Annotated in this window: 22 protein-coding genes; 5 read left to right on the plus strand and 17 right to left on the minus strand. The window is 38.1% G+C overall.

Annotation, left to right across the window (positions count from 1 at the left end; genetic code table 11):
• Positions 1 to 17: 17 nt before the first annotated feature.
• Positions 18 to 683 (minus strand): toxin-antitoxin system YwqK family antitoxin, encoded by a 666-nt coding sequence (locus ML462_RS10555; RefSeq protein WP_240713780.1) that lies wholly within the window; start codon positions 681 to 683, stop codon positions 18 to 20.
• Positions 684 to 771: 88 nt separating this feature from the next.
• Between ML462_RS10555 and ML462_RS10560 the strand changes: the two genes are divergently transcribed.
• A complete protein-coding gene (locus ML462_RS10560; RefSeq protein WP_240713781.1) occupies positions 772 to 1,800 on the plus strand; it encodes a fasciclin domain-containing protein in 1,029 nt (342 codons plus the stop codon).
• 376 nt (positions 1,801 to 2,176) lie between these two features.
• Here the strand turns inward: ML462_RS10560 and yidC are convergent, their stop codons facing one another.
• The 3 genes from yidC to ML462_RS10575 all read right to left on the minus strand — a co-directional run bounded on the left by yidC (position 2,177) and on the right by ML462_RS10575 (position 6,069).
• Complete coding sequence (gene yidC / locus ML462_RS10565; RefSeq protein WP_240713782.1) at positions 2,177 to 4,033, minus strand: membrane protein insertase YidC; 1,857 nt, start codon at positions 4,031 to 4,033, stop codon at positions 2,177 to 2,179.
• Between the two features lie 46 nt (positions 4,034 to 4,079).
• Positions 4,080 to 5,720 carry a CTP synthase gene (locus tag ML462_RS10570; protein ID WP_240713783.1) on the minus strand — a complete coding sequence of 547 codons (1,641 nt, stop codon included), beginning with the start codon at positions 5,718 to 5,720 and terminating at the stop codon, positions 4,080 to 4,082.
• A 118-nt stretch (positions 5,721 to 5,838) separates the two neighbouring features.
• A complete protein-coding gene (locus ML462_RS10575; protein ID WP_240713784.1) occupies positions 5,839 to 6,069 on the minus strand; it encodes a DUF3820 family protein in 231 nt (76 codons plus the stop codon).
• Positions 6,070 to 6,268: 199 nt separating this feature from the next.
• Here ML462_RS10575 and ML462_RS10580 point away from each other — a divergent pair, with 199 nt between their 5' ends.
• Positions 6,269 to 7,804, plus strand: a complete 1,536-nt coding sequence (locus ML462_RS10580; protein WP_240713785.1) for a GH3 family acyl-acid amido synthetase — start codon at positions 6,269 to 6,271, stop codon at positions 7,802 to 7,804.
• On the opposite strand, the gene ML462_RS10585 is transcribed toward ML462_RS10580, so the two are convergent.
• The 3 genes from ML462_RS10585 to ML462_RS10595 form a co-directional block, all read right to left on the minus strand.
• Positions 7,801 to 8,373, minus strand: coding sequence for a hypothetical protein (locus ML462_RS10585; protein WP_240713786.1), 573 nt, complete (start codon positions 8,371 to 8,373; stop codon positions 7,801 to 7,803). The two genes, ML462_RS10580 and ML462_RS10585, sit on opposite strands and share 4 nt — an antisense overlap.
• Before the next feature lie 228 nt (positions 8,374 to 8,601).
• Positions 8,602 to 9,066 carry a DUF4168 domain-containing protein gene (locus tag ML462_RS10590; protein WP_240713787.1) on the minus strand — a complete coding sequence of 155 codons (465 nt, stop codon included), beginning with the start codon at positions 9,064 to 9,066 and terminating at the stop codon, positions 8,602 to 8,604.
• Between the two features lie 242 nt (positions 9,067 to 9,308).
• Positions 9,309 to 9,767, minus strand: a complete 459-nt coding sequence (locus ML462_RS10595) for a DUF1801 domain-containing protein (protein ID WP_240713788.1) — start codon at positions 9,765 to 9,767, stop codon at positions 9,309 to 9,311.
• A gap of 106 nt (positions 9,768 to 9,873) precedes the next feature.
• Between ML462_RS10595 and ML462_RS10600 the strand changes: the two genes are divergently transcribed.
• A complete protein-coding gene (locus tag ML462_RS10600; RefSeq protein WP_240713789.1) occupies positions 9,874 to 10,608 on the plus strand; it encodes an SOS response-associated peptidase in 735 nt (244 codons plus the stop codon).
• Here ML462_RS10600 and ML462_RS10605 read toward each other — a convergent pair.
• From ML462_RS10605 to ML462_RS10630, 6 genes are all read right to left on the minus strand, one after another.
• Positions 10,601 to 11,794 carry an MFS transporter gene (locus tag ML462_RS10605; protein WP_240713790.1) on the minus strand — a complete coding sequence of 398 codons (1,194 nt, stop codon included), beginning with the start codon at positions 11,792 to 11,794 and terminating at the stop codon, positions 10,601 to 10,603. The genes ML462_RS10600 and ML462_RS10605 overlap by 8 nt on opposite strands.
• Positions 11,795 to 11,871: 77 nt before the next feature.
• On the minus strand, positions 11,872 to 12,231 hold the full coding sequence (locus tag ML462_RS10610) for a cupin domain-containing protein (RefSeq protein ID WP_240713791.1): 360 nt from the start codon (positions 12,229 to 12,231) through the stop codon (positions 11,872 to 11,874).
• A gap of 2 nt (positions 12,232 to 12,233) precedes the next feature.
• Positions 12,234 to 12,728: a nuclear transport factor 2 family protein gene (locus tag ML462_RS10615; protein ID WP_240713792.1), complete on the minus strand. Its 495-nt coding sequence runs from the start codon at positions 12,726 to 12,728 to the stop codon at positions 12,234 to 12,236.
• A gap of 6 nt (positions 12,729 to 12,734) precedes the next feature.
• On the minus strand, positions 12,735 to 13,538 hold the full coding sequence (locus ML462_RS10620; RefSeq protein ID WP_240713793.1) for an alpha/beta hydrolase: 804 nt from the start codon (positions 13,536 to 13,538) through the stop codon (positions 12,735 to 12,737).
• Between the two features lie 63 nt (positions 13,539 to 13,601).
• Entirely contained in the window at positions 13,602 to 14,876 is a 1,275-nt protein-coding gene (locus ML462_RS10625; protein WP_240713794.1) for a HipA domain-containing protein, read from the minus strand.
• 100 nt (positions 14,877 to 14,976) lie between these two features.
• Entirely contained in the window at positions 14,977 to 15,477 is a 501-nt protein-coding gene (locus ML462_RS10630) for an SRPBCC domain-containing protein (RefSeq protein WP_240713795.1), read from the minus strand.
• Positions 15,478 to 15,535: 58 nt separating this feature from the next.
• On the opposite strand from ML462_RS10630, the gene ML462_RS10635 reads away from it, so the two are divergent.
• Positions 15,536 to 16,024, plus strand: coding sequence for a VOC family protein (locus ML462_RS10635; protein ID WP_240713796.1), 489 nt, complete (start codon positions 15,536 to 15,538; stop codon positions 16,022 to 16,024).
• Between the two features lie 120 nt (positions 16,025 to 16,144).
• Complete coding sequence (locus tag ML462_RS10640) at positions 16,145 to 16,669, plus strand: outer membrane beta-barrel protein (protein WP_240713797.1); 525 nt, start codon at positions 16,145 to 16,147, stop codon at positions 16,667 to 16,669.
• A gap of 101 nt (positions 16,670 to 16,770) precedes the next feature.
• Here the strand turns inward: ML462_RS10640 and arsB are convergent, their stop codons facing one another.
• The 4 genes from arsB to ML462_RS10660 are packed head-to-tail and all read right to left on the minus strand — an operon-like array spanning position 16,771 to position 19,303.
• Positions 16,771 to 17,820, minus strand: a complete 1,050-nt coding sequence (arsB, locus tag ML462_RS10645) for an ACR3 family arsenite efflux transporter (protein ID WP_240713798.1) — start codon at positions 17,818 to 17,820, stop codon at positions 16,771 to 16,773.
• 1 nt (position 17,821) lies between these two features.
• A complete protein-coding gene (locus ML462_RS10650; RefSeq protein WP_240713799.1) occupies positions 17,822 to 18,439 on the minus strand; it encodes a low molecular weight phosphatase family protein in 618 nt (205 codons plus the stop codon).
• Positions 18,440 to 18,450: 11 nt separating this feature from the next.
• On the minus strand, positions 18,451 to 18,915 hold the full coding sequence (locus ML462_RS10655; RefSeq protein ID WP_240713800.1) for a DUF6428 family protein: 465 nt from the start codon (positions 18,913 to 18,915) through the stop codon (positions 18,451 to 18,453).
• 49 nt (positions 18,916 to 18,964) lie between these two features.
• The gene (locus ML462_RS10660; RefSeq protein WP_240713801.1) at positions 18,965 to 19,303 is read right to left on the minus strand and encodes an ArsR/SmtB family transcription factor; all 339 of its coding nucleotides are present in this window, start codon (positions 19,301 to 19,303) and stop codon (positions 18,965 to 18,967) included.
• Positions 19,304 to 19,325 lie beyond the last annotated feature (22 nt).

Raw genomic sequence — 19,325 nt, forward strand, 5'->3', positions numbered from 1 at the left:
TTCAAATATATCGATTATTAATAATCTTCTTCATTTTTTAATTTTCCTTGCTCATAATATTTCCATGTACCCGATTTGCTACCGTTGGAATAACCACCTTCCATAATCTTCTCACCATTTACATTATAATAAATAGCCGGTCCATGAAGTTGGCCCTCCATATAACTAAGGTCTTTGGTTATTTGTCCGTTATTCGCGTAGATCAAACTTTTACCATGTTTTTCCCCAATTGAATATTCCGTGTTTTCTGCTATTTGACCATTAGGATAATAAGTTTTCTGGGAACCGTGTAGCTTGTCATTCTTATATTCTTCCAGCATCATAATACTATCAGACTCCTGGTGATAATAAATCCATTTACCTTCACGTTTTTTGTCAATCATTTTTCCTTCACTTATCTCTTTCCCTTTTTGGGTGTAATAGGTCACATGAACAGAATCCTTTCCGTTTTCGAAATTCATTATCGCAGATGGATGATCATAAAATCCTTTTTTGTAAAATTTGAAAGTTCCAATCTCTTTTCCATGATCGAATGTTCCTTCGAATTTTGGTTTAGAGGTGCCTTCGAAATTGACTTTCCAAGGACCATTTCGGCGTCCTTCTGAATCAAATTGATTAATTTGCGAATTACAAATAATTGAAAAACAGGCGAATAAGATGAGAAAAAACAGGTGTTTATTCATTTTTAACAAAGATTAAACAGAATTATCCCTTAATAGGTTCTACTTTTATAAAAAATCAAAAGCTAATCAATAACTTAAACTTAGAATTATGAAATTTATTTTGAAAAATGCGAAATTAAGTTTTCTGGCTCTATTCATTTTTCTCGGATTCACAGCATGTGATGAAGAAGATGACTTTCAGTTTGACGACGACGTTACTGTAACCCCAGACCCAGATCCAGATCCCACTGACGATGGCGGTACCGAATCTAATAACATTCTGGATTTTGCAGCTGCAAACGGGCACACCACATTTGTAGCAGCAGCTGAAGCAGCGGGATTAACAGATGTACTTGTTGCAGACGGAGAAATTACTGTTTTTATGCCTACTAATGATGCCTTTCAGGCATTACTTGATTCAAATGATGACTGGTCTTCTTTAGATGATATTGATGCCGGTGTACTTGAATTAGTTCTTATGAACCATGTTCAGGATGGTAGTGTAATGTCTACTGATCTTTCTACGGGTTACATCGAAAGTATGGCAGCCGCAGGTCCTGATGGAGAAAATGTAAGTCTATATGTAAATACTGATGATGGCGTAATGTTAAACGGAATGAGCTCTGTTACCTCTGCTGATAATGATGTAGATAATGGAGTAGTACATGTTGTAGATGGAGTTATTGGATTACCAGATGTAACTACCTTTGCTACAGCAGATCCAACTTTCTCTATTCTTGTTCAGGCACTAACACGGGAAGATTCTTATACTTTTATAGAAACTTTACAAGGTGAAGGTCCATTTACTGTTTTTGCTCCAACTGATGACGCTTTCTTAGCACTTCTTGACTCTAATGATGATTGGTCTTCGCTAGACGATATTGATGGAGATCTATTGGCTGATGTGCTTTCTTACCACGTAGTGGCAGGAGATAATGTTACCTCTGATGAACTTTCTGATGGTATGGTAGTAACCACTTTCCTTGAGCAGGATATTACTATTAATGTAGATGCGGATGGTGTTGTAACTATAACTGATGCTAATGACGGAGTTTCAACCGTTGTTGCTGCTGATGTTCAGGCAACTAATGGTGTAATTCATGCTATCGATATGGTATTGCTACCATCTATGGAGTAATTCATGATCTAATGTTTTTAATTTGAATAATAAAAGCCTCTGTAAAAACAGAGGCTTTTTCTTGGTAATAGGTTTACTAAATTCTTAATTACTAAAACCTTAATCTTTATTCAAACTAATTGGCTCTATTAAAAATTAATTCTGTTTCAGGCGATTTTCACTAGAATTTCTATTCTATTTCGAGAGGCATTCGGTAAAGGATTAATTAGAGAAGATGCTTAATATGATTCGATGTAATAATGTTATTAAAACTTAATTACCTATCGGTTCCAGGGATTTATTTTTAATGTCTGAAGGACTGTTCACTCAAAATCACAAACAAAAAAAGGCCTCTGCAATACAGGGCCTTTTTTTTTACTAGCTAAAATTAAATTAACTATCGCTTTTGCTGTTTCTTCTGTTGTTCTTCAGCCTGTTCCATCATTTCCTGGAACTTCCTGGTGAACCTATTTTGTTTCTTCGGTTTCTTCTTGTTCTCCTGGATCTTAGCATGGATCTTATCCTCATCTATGATCACATATTTTATCACTAACATGATACCTATAGTAATAAGATTGGATGTGAAATAATATAATGATAATCCACTCGCATAGTTATTGAAGAAGAACAACATGATAAGCGGAGAAAGATACATTAGGAACTTCATATTTGGCATACCAGGTTGTTGCTGTGCCTGCATGTTTTGTCCCGTGGTCATCATCATGTAGATAAATATAGCAATAGATGCCAGGATTGGGAATAAACTTACGTGGTCACCATAAAATGGTATCGTAAATGGTAGTTCTGCTATGGTATCATAACTTGAAAGGTCGTCTGCCCAAAGGAAGCTCTTCTGCCTTAGCTGGAAAGCACTTGGGAAGAACTGGAATAAAGCATAGAAAACCGGTATCTGCATCAGGGCAGGTAAACATCCGCTCATCGGGCTGGCTCCGGCCTTACTATACAGCTTCATAGTTTCCTGCTGCTTCTTCATCGCGTTATCCTTATACTTCTCGCTAATTTCGTTGATCTCAGGTCTTAAGATCTTCATTTTCGCCTGTGATAAATACGATTTATAGGTAACGGGAGATAGAACGATCCTAACCACGATGGTCATCGCGATAATCGCAAGTCCGTAGCTAGGTAAAAATCCGGCTAAAAATGCGAAAAATGGAATAAAAAGGTATTTATTGATCCATCCGAAGATTCCCCAGCCAAGAGGAATTATTTCGTCAAGATTTCGGTCGTAATCGTTCAGGATCTTATAATCTGAAGGACCGTAGTACCAGTTCATGTCATAATTAAGCTCTCCTGCTTTCAGGTCAAGCGGAATGGAAGATGCAAAAGTTTTGGTGAAAACCGTATCTACTTCCTCATCGTCTACAAGGTTTTCAACCTCGAATTTAGCCGATTTAAATGGGGTGTCGGTTAAAAGGATTGAACTAAAGAAATGTTGTCTATAGGCGATATAGCTAACATTTTCTTCTTCATCATCACCACTGGAAAGATTGTCATCATCTCCACCATCATATTCATAGATTAGATCGGTGTATCGGTTTTCGTAAGAAATACTTTTAGCATGACGGTAACCTTTCAGTTTCCAATCCAGTACTGGATTTTCTGCCGTATTAAGAACTCCGGTTAAACCCTGAGATCGAATGCTGAAATCCAACATATATTCTCCCGGGCGCATGGCATAGCGGTATTCCAGGTATTCGTTCTCAGAAACCTTCAATTTCATAGAAAGGATCTGGCTTCCGTTATTTTCCGTTAATTCAGGTTCGAAATAAAGATTTTCTGTATTCAGGGTTCTTCCATCTGTTGTGGAAAAACTCATGTTCATTGAAGCGTTTCCTTCCTTTATAAGGTGTACCGGAATCGAATCGTAAGTTTTGAAATTCTTCAGCCTGGCTTCTTCAATATAACCACCCTTGTTTGAAATTTTTAGTTCCAGCAGATCATTAGAAATAGTAGTGGTGCCACCCTGAGCTGAGGATAGAGTCTCAGAATAACCAAATGCACCTAATCTGCGCTGGGCATCGGCAAGGGCTGTAGAATCATTTCTTACCGGTTCTGAACTTCTGGTGTCTTCTGAAATTTGAGATTCCTGAGTATTTTCCTGAATCTGCTCGGTAGTAGTAGTTTCCTCTGTTGGTGTTTCTTCGGGAGTGTTGTTATAAAGCATCCACAATAGGATACCTCCAATTAGAATAAACCCGATTATAGATTGAATATCTATTTTCTTTTCTTCCATTATTTAATTTTGCTTAATCTTCCTTGGTCAAAAAAATGGCCATTTCTTACTTCTGTGCCATCTTGGCATTTTTGTGTTTTACGGAGTGCTCATGTGTAGCCTTAACAAAGGATACAAAAAGAGGATGCGGACTTGCTACTGTACTTTTATATTCAGGATGGTATTGAACTCCCACAAACCATGGGTGGTCCTTTAATTCAACGATCTCTACCAGGCCGGTTTCAGGATTTATACCTGTACTAAGCATTCCTGCATTTTCCAGCTGCTCCTTGTATTTGTTGTTATATTCGTAGCGGTGACGGTGTCTTTCCTTGATCTCGTCTTTACCGTAAACTTCGTGGATAATTGAACCTTCCCTCAATTCACAGTCCCATGAACCTAGTCTCATAGTTCCACCTTTGTGGGTCACTTCTTTCTGAGCTTCCATCAGGTCAATTACCGGATGTTTCGTTTCGGGATCCATTTCGGTTGAATTGGCACCTTTTAACTGCAATACATTTCTGGAAAATTCAATGACCGCCATCTGCATACCAAGACAAATACCAAGGAATGGCAGGCCATTCTCACGAGCATACCTTACCGCATCGATCTTTCCTTCAATTCCACGTTCACCAAATCCAGGTGCCACAAGTACCCCGTCAAGATGGCTTATTTTGTTGTGTATCGTGCTGTCATTTATAAATTCTGAATGTATGTATTCTACATTCACATAGACCTCATTTTCTGCTCCTGCATGGATAAAAGCTTCCAGGATAGATTTATAGGAATCCTGCAGCTCTACGTATTTTCCAATTAGTCCAATATGAACTTCAGCTTTCGGATTTTTATGTCTTTTCAGGAACTGGTTCCAGCGCTCAAGGTTTGGCGTAGTATCATCTGGTAATGCCAGTTTTTTAAGCACCACTGTATCCAGGCCTTCTTTCAGCATCATATTTGGAACATCATAAATAGTAGGTGCGTCAATACTCTGGATTACCGCTTCCTGTCTAACATTACAGAATATGGCCAGTTTTCTTCTAATATCGTCTGAAAGTTCATGCTCTGTTCTGCAAACCAGGATATCTGCCTTAATCCCGCTTTCCATCAGGGTTTTTACACTATGCTGGGTGGGTTTGGTCTTTAATTCTCCAGCTGCCGATAGGTAGGGTACGAGGGTGAGGTGAATTACCAGTGCATTATCATCTCCAAGTTCCCATTTCAACTGTCTAACAGCTTCGATATATGGCAGGGATTCAATGTCACCCACAGTACCACCAATCTCGGTGATCACAATATCATATTCGTTATTCTGGCCCAGGATCTGGATCCTTTCCTTTATTTCGTTGGTAATATGCGGAACTACCTGAACAGTCTTTCCCAGGAATTCACCACGGCGTTCTTTCTCTATCACGCTCTGGTAAATTCTTCCCGTGGTCACATTATTTGCCTGGGAGGTATTTACATTTAGAAAGCGCTCATAATGGCCAAGATCAAGGTCTGTTTCTGCACCATCTTCTGTTACATAACATTCGCCATGTTCATAGGGATTTAGGGTTCCGGGATCTACATTTATATAGGGATCCAATTTCTGAATGGTAGCTTTAAAGCCCCTTGCCTGCAACAATTTCGCTAAAGAAGCTGCAATTATCCCTTTTCCAAGGGAAGAAGACACACCTCCTGTTACGAATATATACTTGGTATCGGCCATTTTAGTCTCGTTTGTTGTGTTGTTTTTTCAGGGCGCTAAATTACAAAGAAGAATACAAAAAGCCACCAATTTGGAAGTCTAATATTAAGAGCTTTTTAAGGAACGTATAATGGGTGATCTAGGGCCTTGGATAGCGTTTTCTGATCTGCCTGAGAAGACCTTCGAGGCTATTGATCTTCAATTCCATTACCTGTTGCATCTGGTCACCAAGTTTACCCGGCGGAAATCCCTTTTGCCTGAACCATACATAATAGGGTTCAGGAATATCTGATAAATAGTAACCCTTATACTTTCCAAAATGCATTTTGGCGTAGGCGAGTTCAAGTAATTTCTGAGGATCTGGCTGCATCTATGAAAAGAATAAAATGTAAAAGATTTAACCCAGGCGAAGCTACTAACTTTTATAATACCAGGAAAGTCAATCAACAGATGAAATACAGGTATAAGACCTCCCGAAACTTGTAAATCTGTCGTTAAATATTTGATAATCCTTACCCGTTCTCAAAATGGTCTCTGTAGATTTAACTTTTAAAATTTATATACCCAAAATGGCAATATTCGGATCTATTATCAAAAGTGTTATTGAGCTTAAAGAAACCCTTACTCCAGAAGGGGAAGCGGTTAAAGATCAGCAAGATGTGCTGGTTAGGCTACTGAAAAAAGCAAAGGATACAGCCTTTGGGAAACACTATGATTTTGAGAAGATTCTGAAGTCTGATAATATCAGGAAAACATTTGCTGAAAGTATACCTTATTTCGATTATAATAAAATTGATAAAGAATGGTGGCATCGTTATCATGAAGGTGAAGAAAATGTTACCTGGCCGGGTAGGCCACCATATTTTGCCCTTAGCTCCGGAACTACAGGGAAGAGTAGTAAAAGAATTCCTGTATCTGATGAAATGGTTGAAGCGATTCGTAAGGCTGGCATCAAACAGGTGAGTGCTTTAAGCAATTTCGATCTTCCGCCAGATTTCTTTGAAAAGGAGATCATGATGCTTGGAAGTTCTACAGATCTGCAAAGTGCCGGTGATCATAAAGAGGGTGAAATTAGCGGGATTAGTGCCAGCAACATTCCATTTTGGTTCAGAAGTTATTATAAACCGGGAGAGGAAATTGCGAAAATAGATGAGTGGGATGATCGGGTACAGAAGATTGCCGAGAACGCTAAACAATGGGATATTGGTGCTCTTAGCGGTATACCATCCTGGATGGAACTCATGCTGAAGAATGTTATAGAATACCATAATCTTAACCATATTCATGAGATCTGGCCAAATCTTCAGGTATATGCTTCTGGAGGAGTAGCTTTTGAGCCCTATGAAAAGAGTTTTCAAGCTCTTCTGGGAAAACCGGTTCAGGTAATAGATACCTACCTCGCTTCAGAAGGATTTCTGGCATTGCAGGAAAGACCAGATACGCATGCAATGAGGTTGATTACCGATAATGGGATTTATTTTGAGTTCGTTCCTTTCAAACCAGAGTACATCAACCAGGATGGTTCGATTACCAAGGACGCACCGGTAATTATGCTTGAAGATGTTGAGGAGGAAGTAGATTATGTCATACTTATTTCAACGGTTAGTGGAGCCTGGCGATATTTGATAGGGGATACCATCAAGTTTACCGATAAGGCCAAAAACGAGATCAGGATTACGGGTAGGACCAAGTTTTTCTTAAACGTAGTTGGCTCTCAGCTTTCAGTGAATAAGATGAATGATGCCGTTAAGGAACTTGAGGATGAATTCGATATCAAAATTCCCGAGTTCGTAGTGGCAGCCAAGCGGGGAGAAGATGGGGAATATTATCATTTTTGGTATTTAGGAACCAATGACCGGGCCGATGATGAAAAGTTGTCAGAATCTCTTGACAATGCACTTAAATCGGCAAATAAGAATTATAAAGTTGCCAGGTCAAAAGCTCTAAAAGGCGTTAAAGTAAAAACGATAGATCCCAATATGTTCCACGAATGGAATGCCGTAAATAAGAAAAAAGGTGGCCAGGTGAAGATGGAGAAGGTTATGAATGAGGAGAAATTTGCCGAGTGGGAAAAATTTCTGAAGGATCAGAAAGCTGTGGATTAGTCTGGGCTTATCTCATCAATTAAAACCATGATCTCTTCGGGAGACAGGTACAATTCCTGGATTCTATCCTTATAACTGTCAGATAGTTTCGAGTGGTTAATGATAAAATTCTTCGTGGCTATGATCTGTTCTCCAAGACCGTGATTTACCGCATAAGTATCTGCAGCTTTTTCAGCCTCTTTTATATAGTTCTTTGAAGTAAGGTATTTCACACCAAACCAAAGCAGGTCTGCGCCAGATCTTTCACGGTAATCCATGATATGCCCTAATTCATGTCCCAGCCAACCGATCAAGACTTCAGAAGGCACTGCGGTTATATCGAAAACTTCGTCTTCAATCTTGAATTTTTCATTTATAAACACCAGGTAGCCTCTGTTCTTCCGTTTTTTAAAAAGACCACCTATTTTCGGCTGAGCCTGCATAAAGGACTTTTTTATATTCTTTTTGAATTTGAACTCAATAGGAGTATCCTTTAATTCAGGATAATGAGATAATGCTACATAAGCCTCTCGCCAGATCGCGTCTGGGACTATTTTGTTGTTGAATTTTAAACTATCTTTTTGCTTCATAGCTGATTCCTGGGCATAACAAGCTGGTAAGACCATTAAAAAAAGCAGTATCAATATTTTCCTCACCTTGCCTGTCATAATATTAGTATCAAAATTCAAATTACAATAAAATTGTACGGTTTGTAGATTATCAAGTTTTAAAATAGACTTAAAATATGTTTTGAGAATATTAATGCAAAAAAAAGCAGGTCCAGAGACCTGCTTTTAAATTTATCGAGATCAACAATTTTAGCTTTTCAGGATTGCCTGAAGTCTTTGCTGAAGTTCAACATCACTTCTAAGGGCCATTGCCATCTGCTGATATCTTTCCATGCTTAGATCACTTTCGGTGATCACTTCTTCCATTTTCTTCTGGTATTTTGGCTGAATTTCTTCAATTTCAGTAACAACCGCCTGGTATTTCTTATCTTCTTCAGCTGTAGTTTCTATCTCTTTATTAGGATCCATTTTAGCCTGGTGAATCTCATTGAATCTCTGAAGTTCAAAATCTCCATTCTGGACCACGGTCATCATTTCCTGTTGAACTTCCTGGTTCATCATTCGCATTTGCTGATACACCTCTGCAAACTGTGCCAGTTCGGCATCGTTTACTTCAATCTTTTCCTGTTGTTGTGGCATTGCGGTAGATTGTGCATTCATAGATGCGGTTCCTACGGCCAATACAAATAACAGACTACTAAATAACTTCTTCATTTCCTATATTTTAATATTTTCTTTTAAAGAGGCGAAAACTATGCCTATACCTTATAAATTCCAAAGCTTTAAGAGGTAGGGGAGAAATCTTAATAAAATATTAACAACAAGAAGGTCACGATGTTAAAACCAATAATTTTTATTTTAGAATAAATCGAATCTTAGCTTTTTTTGGTTGCAAAAGAACCAATTTTAATAAAGAACTGACATTTTGTTAGTGTTGAGCGGGAAGTAATTCCTCATCATTTTCTTTTTACGTTCTTCTCGTAGAGATCGATCCATTGTTTGGGTGTGATCTTCTGAGAAAGTTCGCCAATAAGTTCAAAAGGGATCTGATCCATCTTTTTAAACCGAATGCAGCTTTTTCCCATATCGGGCTTTTTACCGGTTCTTTTTTTATATTCCCCAACAAACCATTCCGATAGTTCTTTATCAGCATAAACTCCCGAATGATAAACCGCTATATAATTTTTTTGGGAAGCGAGATTCATAAAAGGTAAAGGGAGTTCAGGGTCGCAATGATAACCGGCTGGGTATAGAGAATGTGGAACTACGAAACCAATCATGCCATAGCTCATCGTTTCCTCGAAGCCGCCTGGTAAATTACTTTTTATTTCATCTCGCAATTTTTTCATTGGTATCTTTCTGTCTTCCGGAACCTTGCTGATATAATCCTGAGGTGAATCGGCTTCAATTTTCATTTTTGAAATTTTAGAATTCAAAGTAAATTTAAGAATTAAACAGTAACCTTTCCTTCAAAATACTCCGTAGTAAAAGGTTAAAGATTTATCTAAAAATTAGAATTTCATGTGTTACCAGAAATCACTTAATCAGTCCCAGGATAACCTAACCAGATATATGGATAAGCCTCCTGTACAGGAAGATATTTTCAGTCCTTATTTTTTAAATGATGGTTTTGCCCATGATCGGGTTTATATAATTCCTATGGATGAGCCTAGGCACTGGTATCCGGCCAGCTGGGGATTGGTGCCTTCCTATACAAACCGGGAAGAATTCTATAAAAATAGAAAATACAATACCCTGAATGCGAGAGACGATAAAGTATTCGATTCCCGGCTGTATTCAAAGCCTATTCGCGAAGGGCGATGTCTTATTTTTGCAGATGGTTTCTTTGAACCGCATCATTCCGGAAAGGAAAGTCAGCCGTATTTTTGTTACCTCGATGATAGTGAAAATTATAAGATTAGATCGATTTTCACTTTTGCCGGAATATTTACCAAGGATGAAAATGGTGATTATTCTACCTCGCTTATTACAGTGGAAGCAAATCCTTTATTTGAAAAAGTGCATAATAAAGCAAAACGGATGCCCTTGGTTTTAGACCGGAAGTTTGAAAATGAGTGGATCACAGAATCACAACCTGAAGGTATAATTAAAGACATCATGACTGAAGGTTTTACTTCCAAATCTTTTACTGCTCATCCCGTAATGAATTATAGGTTGAAGAAGAACAGAGAGACAAAAAATACTGAAAAAGTAATTGAACCGGCAGAAGCCCTGGATAAAAACTTATCTATTTGATGGACACAGACCGATGTTTACTTCTATAAAGAAAGAACAATCCGAAGGCAGGTCCGACAGCCAGGGTCGTAAAAATTAAGGCAGTCGAGATCTGGGTATTCAGGAAATTCAGCAATTGGATACTTAAGATAGTAATACTAAAACCTATACAATTCACAATAGTTAATGCCGTTCCACGGGATTCGGCGGAAGCATTGCGAGCCACCAGGGTCGAAAATAAAGGAGAATCTGCTATTACTACCAGTCCCCAGAAGATCAAAAAGCCTATCAATAAGAATTCAGAATTCTGGAAAAAAAGTAGGGGGGAAAGCAAGCAGCAGAACCCCGATAAAAATAGAGCCCCTCCTGCAGTTCTTTTCAGACCTGTATTTTCAGAAATATAACCGCCAAGGATGCAGGCCACAGAACCAAGACCTATCACAAGAAATGAAACCAGGGCTACGCTAAAATCAGCTTTTGGATGATATTCTTTATAATAATTTAAAAGTACAGGCGTAAATGCCCAGAATGCATACAATTCCCACATATGGCCAAAATATCCGAACGCTGCCGAACGAAAATCTGGTTTATTAAAAACTTTGAAGACCAGGCTAAGATCCGGCTTCTTCCTTTTTGTTCGATATGGGCCATCCGGGATAAAAATCAATATGAGCAAACCTCCTAATGCAGCCAAAATCGAAGTAGAATAAACCACAGATTGCCATTTAAACTGAATATTCTCTGAGACCTCTTTCAATAAATGAGGAAAGGCGGTGCCAAGAACCAATGCGCCTACCAGGTATCCCAGGGATCTTCCAAGGCCTTTATCAAAATAATCTGAAGCTATTTTCATCCCAACAGGATATATCCCGGCTAGCGAAAAACCTACAAGAAACCTGAAAAATATCAGGCTAAATAGGCTGTTATCATCCCATAAGATTCCAAGGTTGAAAAATGCCCCGGAAAGCGCGCAAATAAAGAAAACTTTTGAAGGTGAAAACCTGTCTGAAATGGTTAGAATAGCAAAAATTAAAGTCCCGAATATAAAGCCTAGCTGAACGGCAGAGGTTAAATGTCCTAAAGCTTCAATTTCCAGGTTGAATCCCATTATTAGATCTGGCATAACCGCATTTACCGCGAACCAAAGGGAAGTACAGCAGAATTGAGAGAAAACAATAACAGGTAAAACTCTTGAAGGAATACTCAAAAATACAAGCTTTGAAGTGATAAATCTAATGGATTCAAGATCTGAGTTTTGAAAACCATTGCAAAAACTATCATGGATTAAATGAATTTTTGGTCATTATTAGTTAGTTCATGCTGTTCCTCCCCGGTATGCCTGGTCTTAGATGGTTCAAAAAGCATCACATGTACCTCTTCCTCGGCAACAGGTCTATGCTCAACTCCACGGGGCACAATGAGAAATTCATTTTCCTGGATTTCCACAGTTTTTTCCCGGAATTCAATTTTCAAATTGCCTTTGATTACATAGAACATTTCATCTTCGTTCCTATGGGAATGCCAGATAAATTCTCCTTTTAGTTTCGCAAGTTTTACCTGCTGGCCATTTAACTCTCCAACGATCCTGGGATTCCAGTGATCTGAAAACAAACTTAACTTCTCCTTTAGGTTTACTTTTTCCATGATTATTCCGGATTTTTATGGTCGTAACTAAGAACACGTTTTAAGATCCATTCATTATTTTCTTTAATCCAAAGATGAGTGAATTTTGCCGTACCGGTTTGGTATAATTCCCTGTTTGGTTCTTTAATGAAAAAATCATGTATACCTTTCTGAATAGCTCCATAAAGTTCGGCATTTTGATAAAGAGGAAAAACCTTCAGACTTTCTTCCCTTAATTTCCTGATCGGTTTTACATCCAGATTTCCACAAATATTATTTTTAACGGCAGTTAAGAAATCTTCTTTATTTGTGGTTATTCCTGCTTGATCATGATAGAACTCAAGGTCGTTACTAATGAAATCCTGAAATTCAGAAATTTTGCATTTATTAAATCCACGGTCAAAGAGCAGACTATCTCTGGATTTCAGTTCTTTATAAAGATCTGAATCCTTTGCAACCTGAGAGAATGAAAAGCCTGAATATAAAATTGTAAATATGATAAGAACTACTTTCCTCATGTTTAATTATTTCATTAACCAAAGATATGTTTCCGCAAAATTTGATTTCCATAAGGCTTCATTATGTTCGCCTCCCTCGATAAAACTCTTCTTGATATTACTCGAATTAATTCCCTTCTCCTTTAGAATCTTAACCATACGATCTACATCCGGTAACATTTCTTCAGATTCTGCTGTGCCTGCTAAAAAATAAAATTTGGAATTGAGATTCAACTCAGCATTTTTGACGTATTCATAGATCTTCTCATTAAACCAGAACGAAGGTGAATAAACTCCAATCTTACTAAATGTATCTGGATATTTCAGAGCGGCGTAAAAAGATACAAGGCCACCTAAAGAAGAACCAAAAATACCCGTATTTTCAGGTCCTGGTTGAGTTCTGTAGGTTTTGTCAATATGCGGTTTTAAGTCGTAAACAATAAATTCCAGGTAACTATCGGCATTTCCGCCGCCGTATTTTTCATGAGGATAGGGGGTAAGTTCATTTATTCTGTTTTCACCGCCGTGTTCAATTCCTACGATAATGGCTTCAGGTTCACCAATGCTATCCAGTTTTTCGTCCACCTGCCATTCACCAACAAAGGAGGTTTTATTGTCAAAAAGATTTTGTGCGTCGTGCATGTAAATTACCGGGTACTGCTTATCACTATTTTTATAAGAGTGAGGTAGATACAGCCAGATTTTCTTTACTGTATCCAACTGTGCGGCTTCTATATCGAATGTGCTTATATTTTTTGATGCAGTACTCTGCGCATGAGAATATTGAAAGATGAAAAGGCTTAAAAGGAAAAAGGCAAATTTCAATTTCATTAATAAAGGTTGTTTTAAACGATTGTATCTCAAAAATAGAATTAAAACCGAAAAGAAATAATTTTATTCAACACATTCAAAACAGGGTAGGAGAGCTATATCTATCTCTGCATCTTCTGAACCTTTTAAAGGCTCCTTTAATTTTCCCTGCTGCTGGATGATTGTATGAAATTCTAAAGCATAATTTGAAATTTGATCCCGGCGACTTTTAATTTTGTCGCCTATTTCTTCCTTATTTAGCCTGGAAACCTCTTTAGGCCATACTTTAAAAGCCGCATCTATTTTTTCATTTGTTAGGATCATTTCAAGTTCCTTCGCCTGTTCCAAAAAGACCTCTTTGGGGGTGTCTATTAGGAAATATCGATCAAAAGGATATACCAGTCCTGGCATATAATCTATCTCTTTTTCGAAAGGTCTAACCAGTGGTTCTATTTTTTCATTTGTGATTATGGATGGTATTATACCGCTCAAATTAAAAAAGGCATTATCTCTGTCTCCAGCAATCGGGATGGCTTTTATCTGGTTTCCATCTTCCTGTAATATCCAGCCCCATTGTTCGGCATGCCGATCCCAGTCACCTATGATAAGATCGAAAAGTCTCATTTTTATCAATTGCTTTTTGTCGATAAGAAGAGCTTTGCCTTTTTCCTGTTTTAACTCCTGAAGGTCTTTGGTTTCAACTATCTCTTTCACATTTTCAAATTCACTCCAATTAGTTTCACTTTCAGTTTCATATTCCAGAAGGTAAAGCCGATTCCCATATTTAGAATTAAATTCTCCTAATCTATCCTGTATTGGTATAAAATACATTTTAGGATGTGTGTGTTGCAAACCTGCGATTTGGGAAAGTTCTGCCGCCAGGATGGCTCCATGTGGGTGTTGGGCAGAGATCCCATCTACAATTATATTTTCAAGACCAATGTCTTCGGCTATTTCCGGGATAAGTTTCTTTGGGTCTTTAGTGACACTGCGAAGGGTGTACAAAATACCATTTTCGCTTTCTAGTTTTAAGGAATGGGTTTGTTTACCTCCTCCTTCTTTAACGATCTTCAGGCCTCCTTTTAAAGTATCTAGAAATGCAATGGGAACACGCACCGGGGTAGACCAGGCTTTTCTATAATTCTTACCCTGCATAAATTCTTTCAGAAAACTCCCTTCATAAAGTGTGCCGGGAGCAATGAGGACGGAATCATGATTGCGAAAATCAACTTTGCTAAGGTCATTGAATTCCTTGATCTCACAAGTTTGAAATTCTTTACTGGTGCTGGAAGTAGACCAATAGGTGAGTGCCAGAAAAACTATGAAAAGTATTGCAACGAGAGCAAGAAATTTTTTCATTTAGACCTGATTGTTTTTTGGATTCTAAAGCTATGATTTTCCTCCGTTAACAGGGATTTCGAAAAGTTATAATAATCTAAAAAAAAATAGATTGAATGCATCAATCCATCTGGAGTTCACTGTTTTTATTTCTCAGGTCCGGGCCGTCCTTAAGAATGGACTTCAGATTCAACATATAAAAGGTCCAACCGGTTTTGCAACCTACATGAAAATTCATCTTGGAATATTCGTCTTCCGGAATATTTTCCTGAGTTAAACTTAAGATGGTTTGATCCGCTTCTTCAATGATCTTTACTGAGACAGTTCCGGCTTTTCCAAAAATGAATCTGAGGAATTCATCATCCCTTGGATTCAATATTTCACCGTGTTCTTCAATACTATCCGGCCAGCCATGCCATCGCCAGGAATATTGATCACCTGGCTGAATTTGCTCATTTCTTTTTCGATGCTCACCATTTCTTGTTTTGAATTCAGCAAGTTTTAAGAACCATTTTTCAAGTTCAGCCTGGCAGAGCCAGGATTCTACAATTTTATTTTTCGGGATATCCATGGGTTGGTTTACGGTAAAGCTGCTCCAATCGGGTTTATTTCTATCTTCCATCTTATTTGTTATTAGAAGGCTGTTCTTTTCGGATTCTTACTTAAATTTAAGGAAAAATATGATGTCTGAAAAGTATAAAACCCCTGATAAAACGAGGATTGGCCATGTTCACTTGAAAGTGTCAGATATAGATAAATCCTTAAAGTTTTACAGGGATATCCTGGGTTTTAAAGTCACTGAACGAATAGCCGATCAGGCAGTATTTCTTTCAGCCGGGGGATACCACCATCATATCGCACTTAATACCTGGAATAGTAAAGGTGCCGGAAAAGCATCCAGATCTGGGGTAGGCTTGTTTCATGCTGCTATTCTGTATCCCGAACGAAAAGACCTTGCTGCTATATTAAGAAGGCTTTACAATGAAAATTATCCCCTGACCGGTGCTGCAGATCATGGGGTCTCGGAGGCATTGTATCTTGATGACCCAGATGGAAATGGAATTGAACTTTACTGGGATAAACCTCGTGAGGATTGGCCTCAAAATAAAGATGGAAGCTTGAGTATGTACACCAGGTCATTATCTTTAGAAGATTTGCTAAGAGCCTGAATTCAGATATTAAGAGGTGATCGTAAGATTAGCCATAATGATAGTTCATATTAAATTTTATACGTAACCGATATTTTTTTGCAATGGTTTTTTGTATTGTTGTAGCCCAATAATATACCTATGCAGAATTTCATCATTACTTTTCTCTTATTTTTATTCTCTTTGTTAGTTAGTGCCCAGGAGACTACAGAAAAATTTAACATCGTAAAAGGAACCATTGGTCTTGGTGGATCTATAGGAATAAATACCAATAGTGCAGAAAGTAATTCTTACGAGGGTAAGGGCTTTGGCTTCGGAATTAGCCCGGAGGCAGGTTATTTTTTAAGTGATAATCTTTCTCTCGGGGTGATGTTAGGGTTCAATTATTATTCTAGCGAAAATACCAGGTCAAACGAATTGCAGGAGTCCACAAGTTCGACGTTTACTATAGAACCATACCTTCAAAAGTTTTTTAGTGTTTCAAAATCACTCGCTTTAAGCCTTACGGGCTCTGTTTATTATTCCAGGAACTGGTATGAGTATCAAAATACCAACTGTCTTAATTGCAGCAATACAGATCGTAACAATTATGGTATAGCAATCCGGCCGGGACTTTCCTATCTTTTATCAGAGAAATTTTCTTTGGATGCAGATATTGGGGCCTAACAATATTCTCATACAGATCTAGATGAGAATCCAGGTGAAACCTCTACCAATTCATTTAATCTTTCTTTCGGACTTAGTAATATTAATTTGGGACTTACCTACTATTTGAATTGAAACTCATTTTTGTAAAAGATTGTCTTCAGCCAGAAGGAGACCCTAACCAGTAAAATAAGTGCGGGTACTTCCACCAAAGGACCAATTACTCCAGTAAAAGCCTGGCCACTATTTAATCCGAAAACGGCGATAGCTACAGCTATGGCCAGTTCAAAGTTATTTCCGGCTGCGGTAAAGGAAATAGATGCATTTTTATCATAAGAAGCTCCAAGCGCTTTGCTTGCAAAGAAACTTATAAGGAACATAAGGCTGAAATAGATTAACAATGGAATTGCAATTCGAACAACATCCATTGGAATCTCCACGATGAGTTCACCTTTCAGGGAAAACATTAAAACGATGGTGAATAAAAGCGCGATTAGGGTTATTGGCGAAATCTTAGGAATGAAGATATTCTCATACCAGCCTTCTCCTTTGATCCTGACAAGTATCAGCCTGCTTAGAATTCCCAGTGCAAACGGGATTCCAAGGTAAATTGCAACACTTTCCGCGATCGTTCCGATTGAGATATCTACGATAGCTCCTTCAAATCCGAAAAATGGGGGCAACCAGGTGATAAAGAGCCAGGCGTAAAAACTATAAGCAAAAACCTGGAAGATACTGTTAAGAGCTACCAGACCAGCCCCGTATTCGCGACTTCCATTGGCAAGGTCATTCCAAACCAATACCATGGCAATACAGCGGGCAAGGCCAATTAGAATTAAGCCAACCATATATTCCGGATGGTCCTGTAGAAAAATAATAGCGAGAAAGAACATTAATAATGGACCAATGATCCAGTTCAGAACGAGTGATATGCTTAGAATCTTCACATTTTTGAATACCTTCGGTAGCAGCCTGTATTTCACCTTAGCCAACGGTGGATACATCATCAGGATAAGTCCTATCGCTATCGGAATATTTGTACTCCCACTGCTATAAGAATTAATATTTTCGGGTATGGAGGGAAAAAAGTAGCCTAAACCTACTCCAATTCCCATAGCCAGGAAAATCCATAAAGTGAGATTCTTATCAAGAAAATTCAGTTTTTTCGACATTCTATTTAATATTTTTAAAAACGTAGATCATTTCTGAAGCGATCTGGTCGCTGCGTTCGTCATATTTTTGGGAAGCCAGGGGAGTACCATCGTATTCTTTAGGATCATTATAATCTAAAGAAATCCTAGCTGAAGAACCGGCAATAAAAGGACAGTTTTCGTCGGCGTGGGAACAGGTCATTAGGGCGGCAAAGTTTTCTGATGGATTTTCCGGTGCATCATAAACTTTTGAATAGCAAACCAAAGGATCTTCATTTTCAGAAAAATGAACCTTAATTTTAGGATTCTTCCCTTCTTCCGTTTGGATCCTGAACCCAGCTCTATCTAATGACTTGATGGCATTCGTAAAAAATTCCGTTTCTTCAGTTCCTCCAGAATAGCAATCTGTTTCAATATTGTAATTCGCTGAGATAGCCTTGGCCCAGACCTGCCCCAACTGACTCCTTCTGGAATTATGGGTGCATATAAAATTCAGTATAATCGAATCTCCGGCATCCTTCCTTTTCTGAACATATTGGATAAATGGCTTTAAAACCTTTTTTCGGTTCGTGGGGATTTCCAGTTTTTCAAGTCTATTGAGTTTTTCCAGAAGTTCCGGATATAGCATGTCTTTTTTCATAGAATAAAAATTTAACAACAACCGCTGTTGGGATTACAGCCTGAATTTTGCAGTTCTGAAAGTTTTATTTTAGGCTTTTTATCCGGGATTCCACATTTCTCTTTGGCCAGACAGGCGGTTTGCATATTTATTAAAAGGAAGTTGGATCCATTAAAACCAAGTTCAAATTTATTGATGCTTTCGCCCTGGTATTCCACTTCAATATCTGCATCAGGCAATCCCAGTTTATCTTTGGCCAGGTCTATTATTTTGATCAGTTTTTCCGGGTGGAGACGGTGGTTATAATCGTTTTCTTCCCAAAGTTGAAAGGAAATTTTTTCTTCATCTCTCAAAGTTCCTCCACAATCGATAAATTGTTTGGTTATTTTGCCAACTTCGGTAACGTGAAAATGCTCTGGCACCAGGCTACCATTGGGAAGCTCGAAAGCGATCTCCTGTAACCCGGATAACTGATCTCTAAATTCTGAAAGTTTCATAATTTTAATCGTTATATCGTATTATTACGATGGTTTAGTTTAAATTTTTTTAGCAGCATTCGTCCTTCGGCCCGCAATTATGGATCTTATCGAACATTCCATTGAAAAGCTCTTTTACATCTTCCCATTTTTCTGGATCTATACAATAACTCATGGAAACACCTTCAATATTTCCCTGAATAAGTCCGGCGTTCTTGAGTTCCCTCAGGTGCTGACTAATAGTTGCCTGGGCCAGACCTAATTCATTTACCAGGTCACCGTTGATGCAGGTGTTAGAATCGAGTAAATACTGTAAAATAGCGATACGGGCAGGATGAGCGAAAGCCTTAGCTAAAACAGCCAATTCATTTTGCTCTTTAGTAAATAAATCTGTTTTGGTGATGCCCATAGCTAAATTATATATTGCAATA

The organism is Christiangramia lutea, assembly GCF_022489035.1.
Lineage (GTDB): Bacteria > Bacteroidota > Bacteroidia > Flavobacteriales > Flavobacteriaceae > Christiangramia > Christiangramia lutea.

Coding starts and splice junctions, on each gene's coding strand:
- ML462_RS10555 (WP_240713780.1), bottom strand. CDS start 683: ATGAATAAACACCTGTTTTTTCTCATCTTATTCGCCTGTTTTTCAATT.
- ML462_RS10560 (WP_240713781.1), top strand. CDS start 772: ATGAAATTTATTTTGAAAAATGCGAAATTAAGTTTTCTGGCTCTATTC.
- yidC (WP_240713782.1), bottom strand. CDS start 4,033: ATGGAAGAAAAGAAAATAGATATTCAATCTATAATCGGGTTTATTCTA.
- ML462_RS10570 (WP_240713783.1), bottom strand. CDS start 5,720: ATGGCCGATACCAAGTATATATTCGTAACAGGAGGTGTGTCTTCTTCC.
- ML462_RS10575 (WP_240713784.1), bottom strand. CDS start 6,069: ATGCAGCCAGATCCTCAGAAATTACTTGAACTCGCCTACGCCAAAATG.
- ML462_RS10580 (WP_240713785.1), top strand. CDS start 6,269: ATGGCAATATTCGGATCTATTATCAAAAGTGTTATTGAGCTTAAAGAA.
- ML462_RS10585 (WP_240713786.1), bottom strand. CDS start 8,373: ATGAAGCAAAAAGATAGTTTAAAATTCAACAACAAAATAGTCCCAGAC.
- ML462_RS10590 (WP_240713787.1), bottom strand. CDS start 9,066: ATGAAGAAGTTATTTAGTAGTCTGTTATTTGTATTGGCCGTAGGAACC.
- ML462_RS10595 (WP_240713788.1), bottom strand. CDS start 9,767: ATGAAAATTGAAGCCGATTCACCTCAGGATTATATCAGCAAGGTTCCG.
- ML462_RS10600 (WP_240713789.1), top strand. CDS start 9,874: ATGTGTTACCAGAAATCACTTAATCAGTCCCAGGATAACCTAACCAGA.
- ML462_RS10610 (WP_240713791.1), bottom strand. CDS start 12,231: ATGGAAAAAGTAAACCTAAAGGAGAAGTTAAGTTTGTTTTCAGATCAC.
- ML462_RS10615 (WP_240713792.1), bottom strand. CDS start 12,728: ATGAGGAAAGTAGTTCTTATCATATTTACAATTTTATATTCAGGCTTT.
- ML462_RS10620 (WP_240713793.1), bottom strand. CDS start 13,538: ATGAAATTGAAATTTGCCTTTTTCCTTTTAAGCCTTTTCATCTTTCAA.
- ML462_RS10625 (WP_240713794.1), bottom strand. CDS start 14,876: ATGAAAAAATTTCTTGCTCTCGTTGCAATACTTTTCATAGTTTTTCTG.
- ML462_RS10630 (WP_240713795.1), bottom strand. CDS start 15,477: ATGGAAGATAGAAATAAACCCGATTGGAGCAGCTTTACCGTAAACCAA.
- ML462_RS10635 (WP_240713796.1), top strand. CDS start 15,536: ATGATGTCTGAAAAGTATAAAACCCCTGATAAAACGAGGATTGGCCAT.
- ML462_RS10640 (WP_240713797.1), top strand. CDS start 16,145: ATGCAGAATTTCATCATTACTTTTCTCTTATTTTTATTCTCTTTGTTA.
- arsB (WP_240713798.1), bottom strand. CDS start 17,820: ATGTCGAAAAAACTGAATTTTCTTGATAAGAATCTCACTTTATGGATT.
- ML462_RS10650 (WP_240713799.1), bottom strand. CDS start 18,439: ATGAAAAAAGACATGCTATATCCGGAACTTCTGGAAAAACTCAATAGA.
- ML462_RS10655 (WP_240713800.1), bottom strand. CDS start 18,915: ATGAAACTTTCAGAATTTAGAGATCAGTTATCCGGGTTACAGGAGATC.
- ML462_RS10660 (WP_240713801.1), bottom strand. CDS start 19,303: ATGGGCATCACCAAAACAGATTTATTTACTAAAGAGCAAAATGAATTG.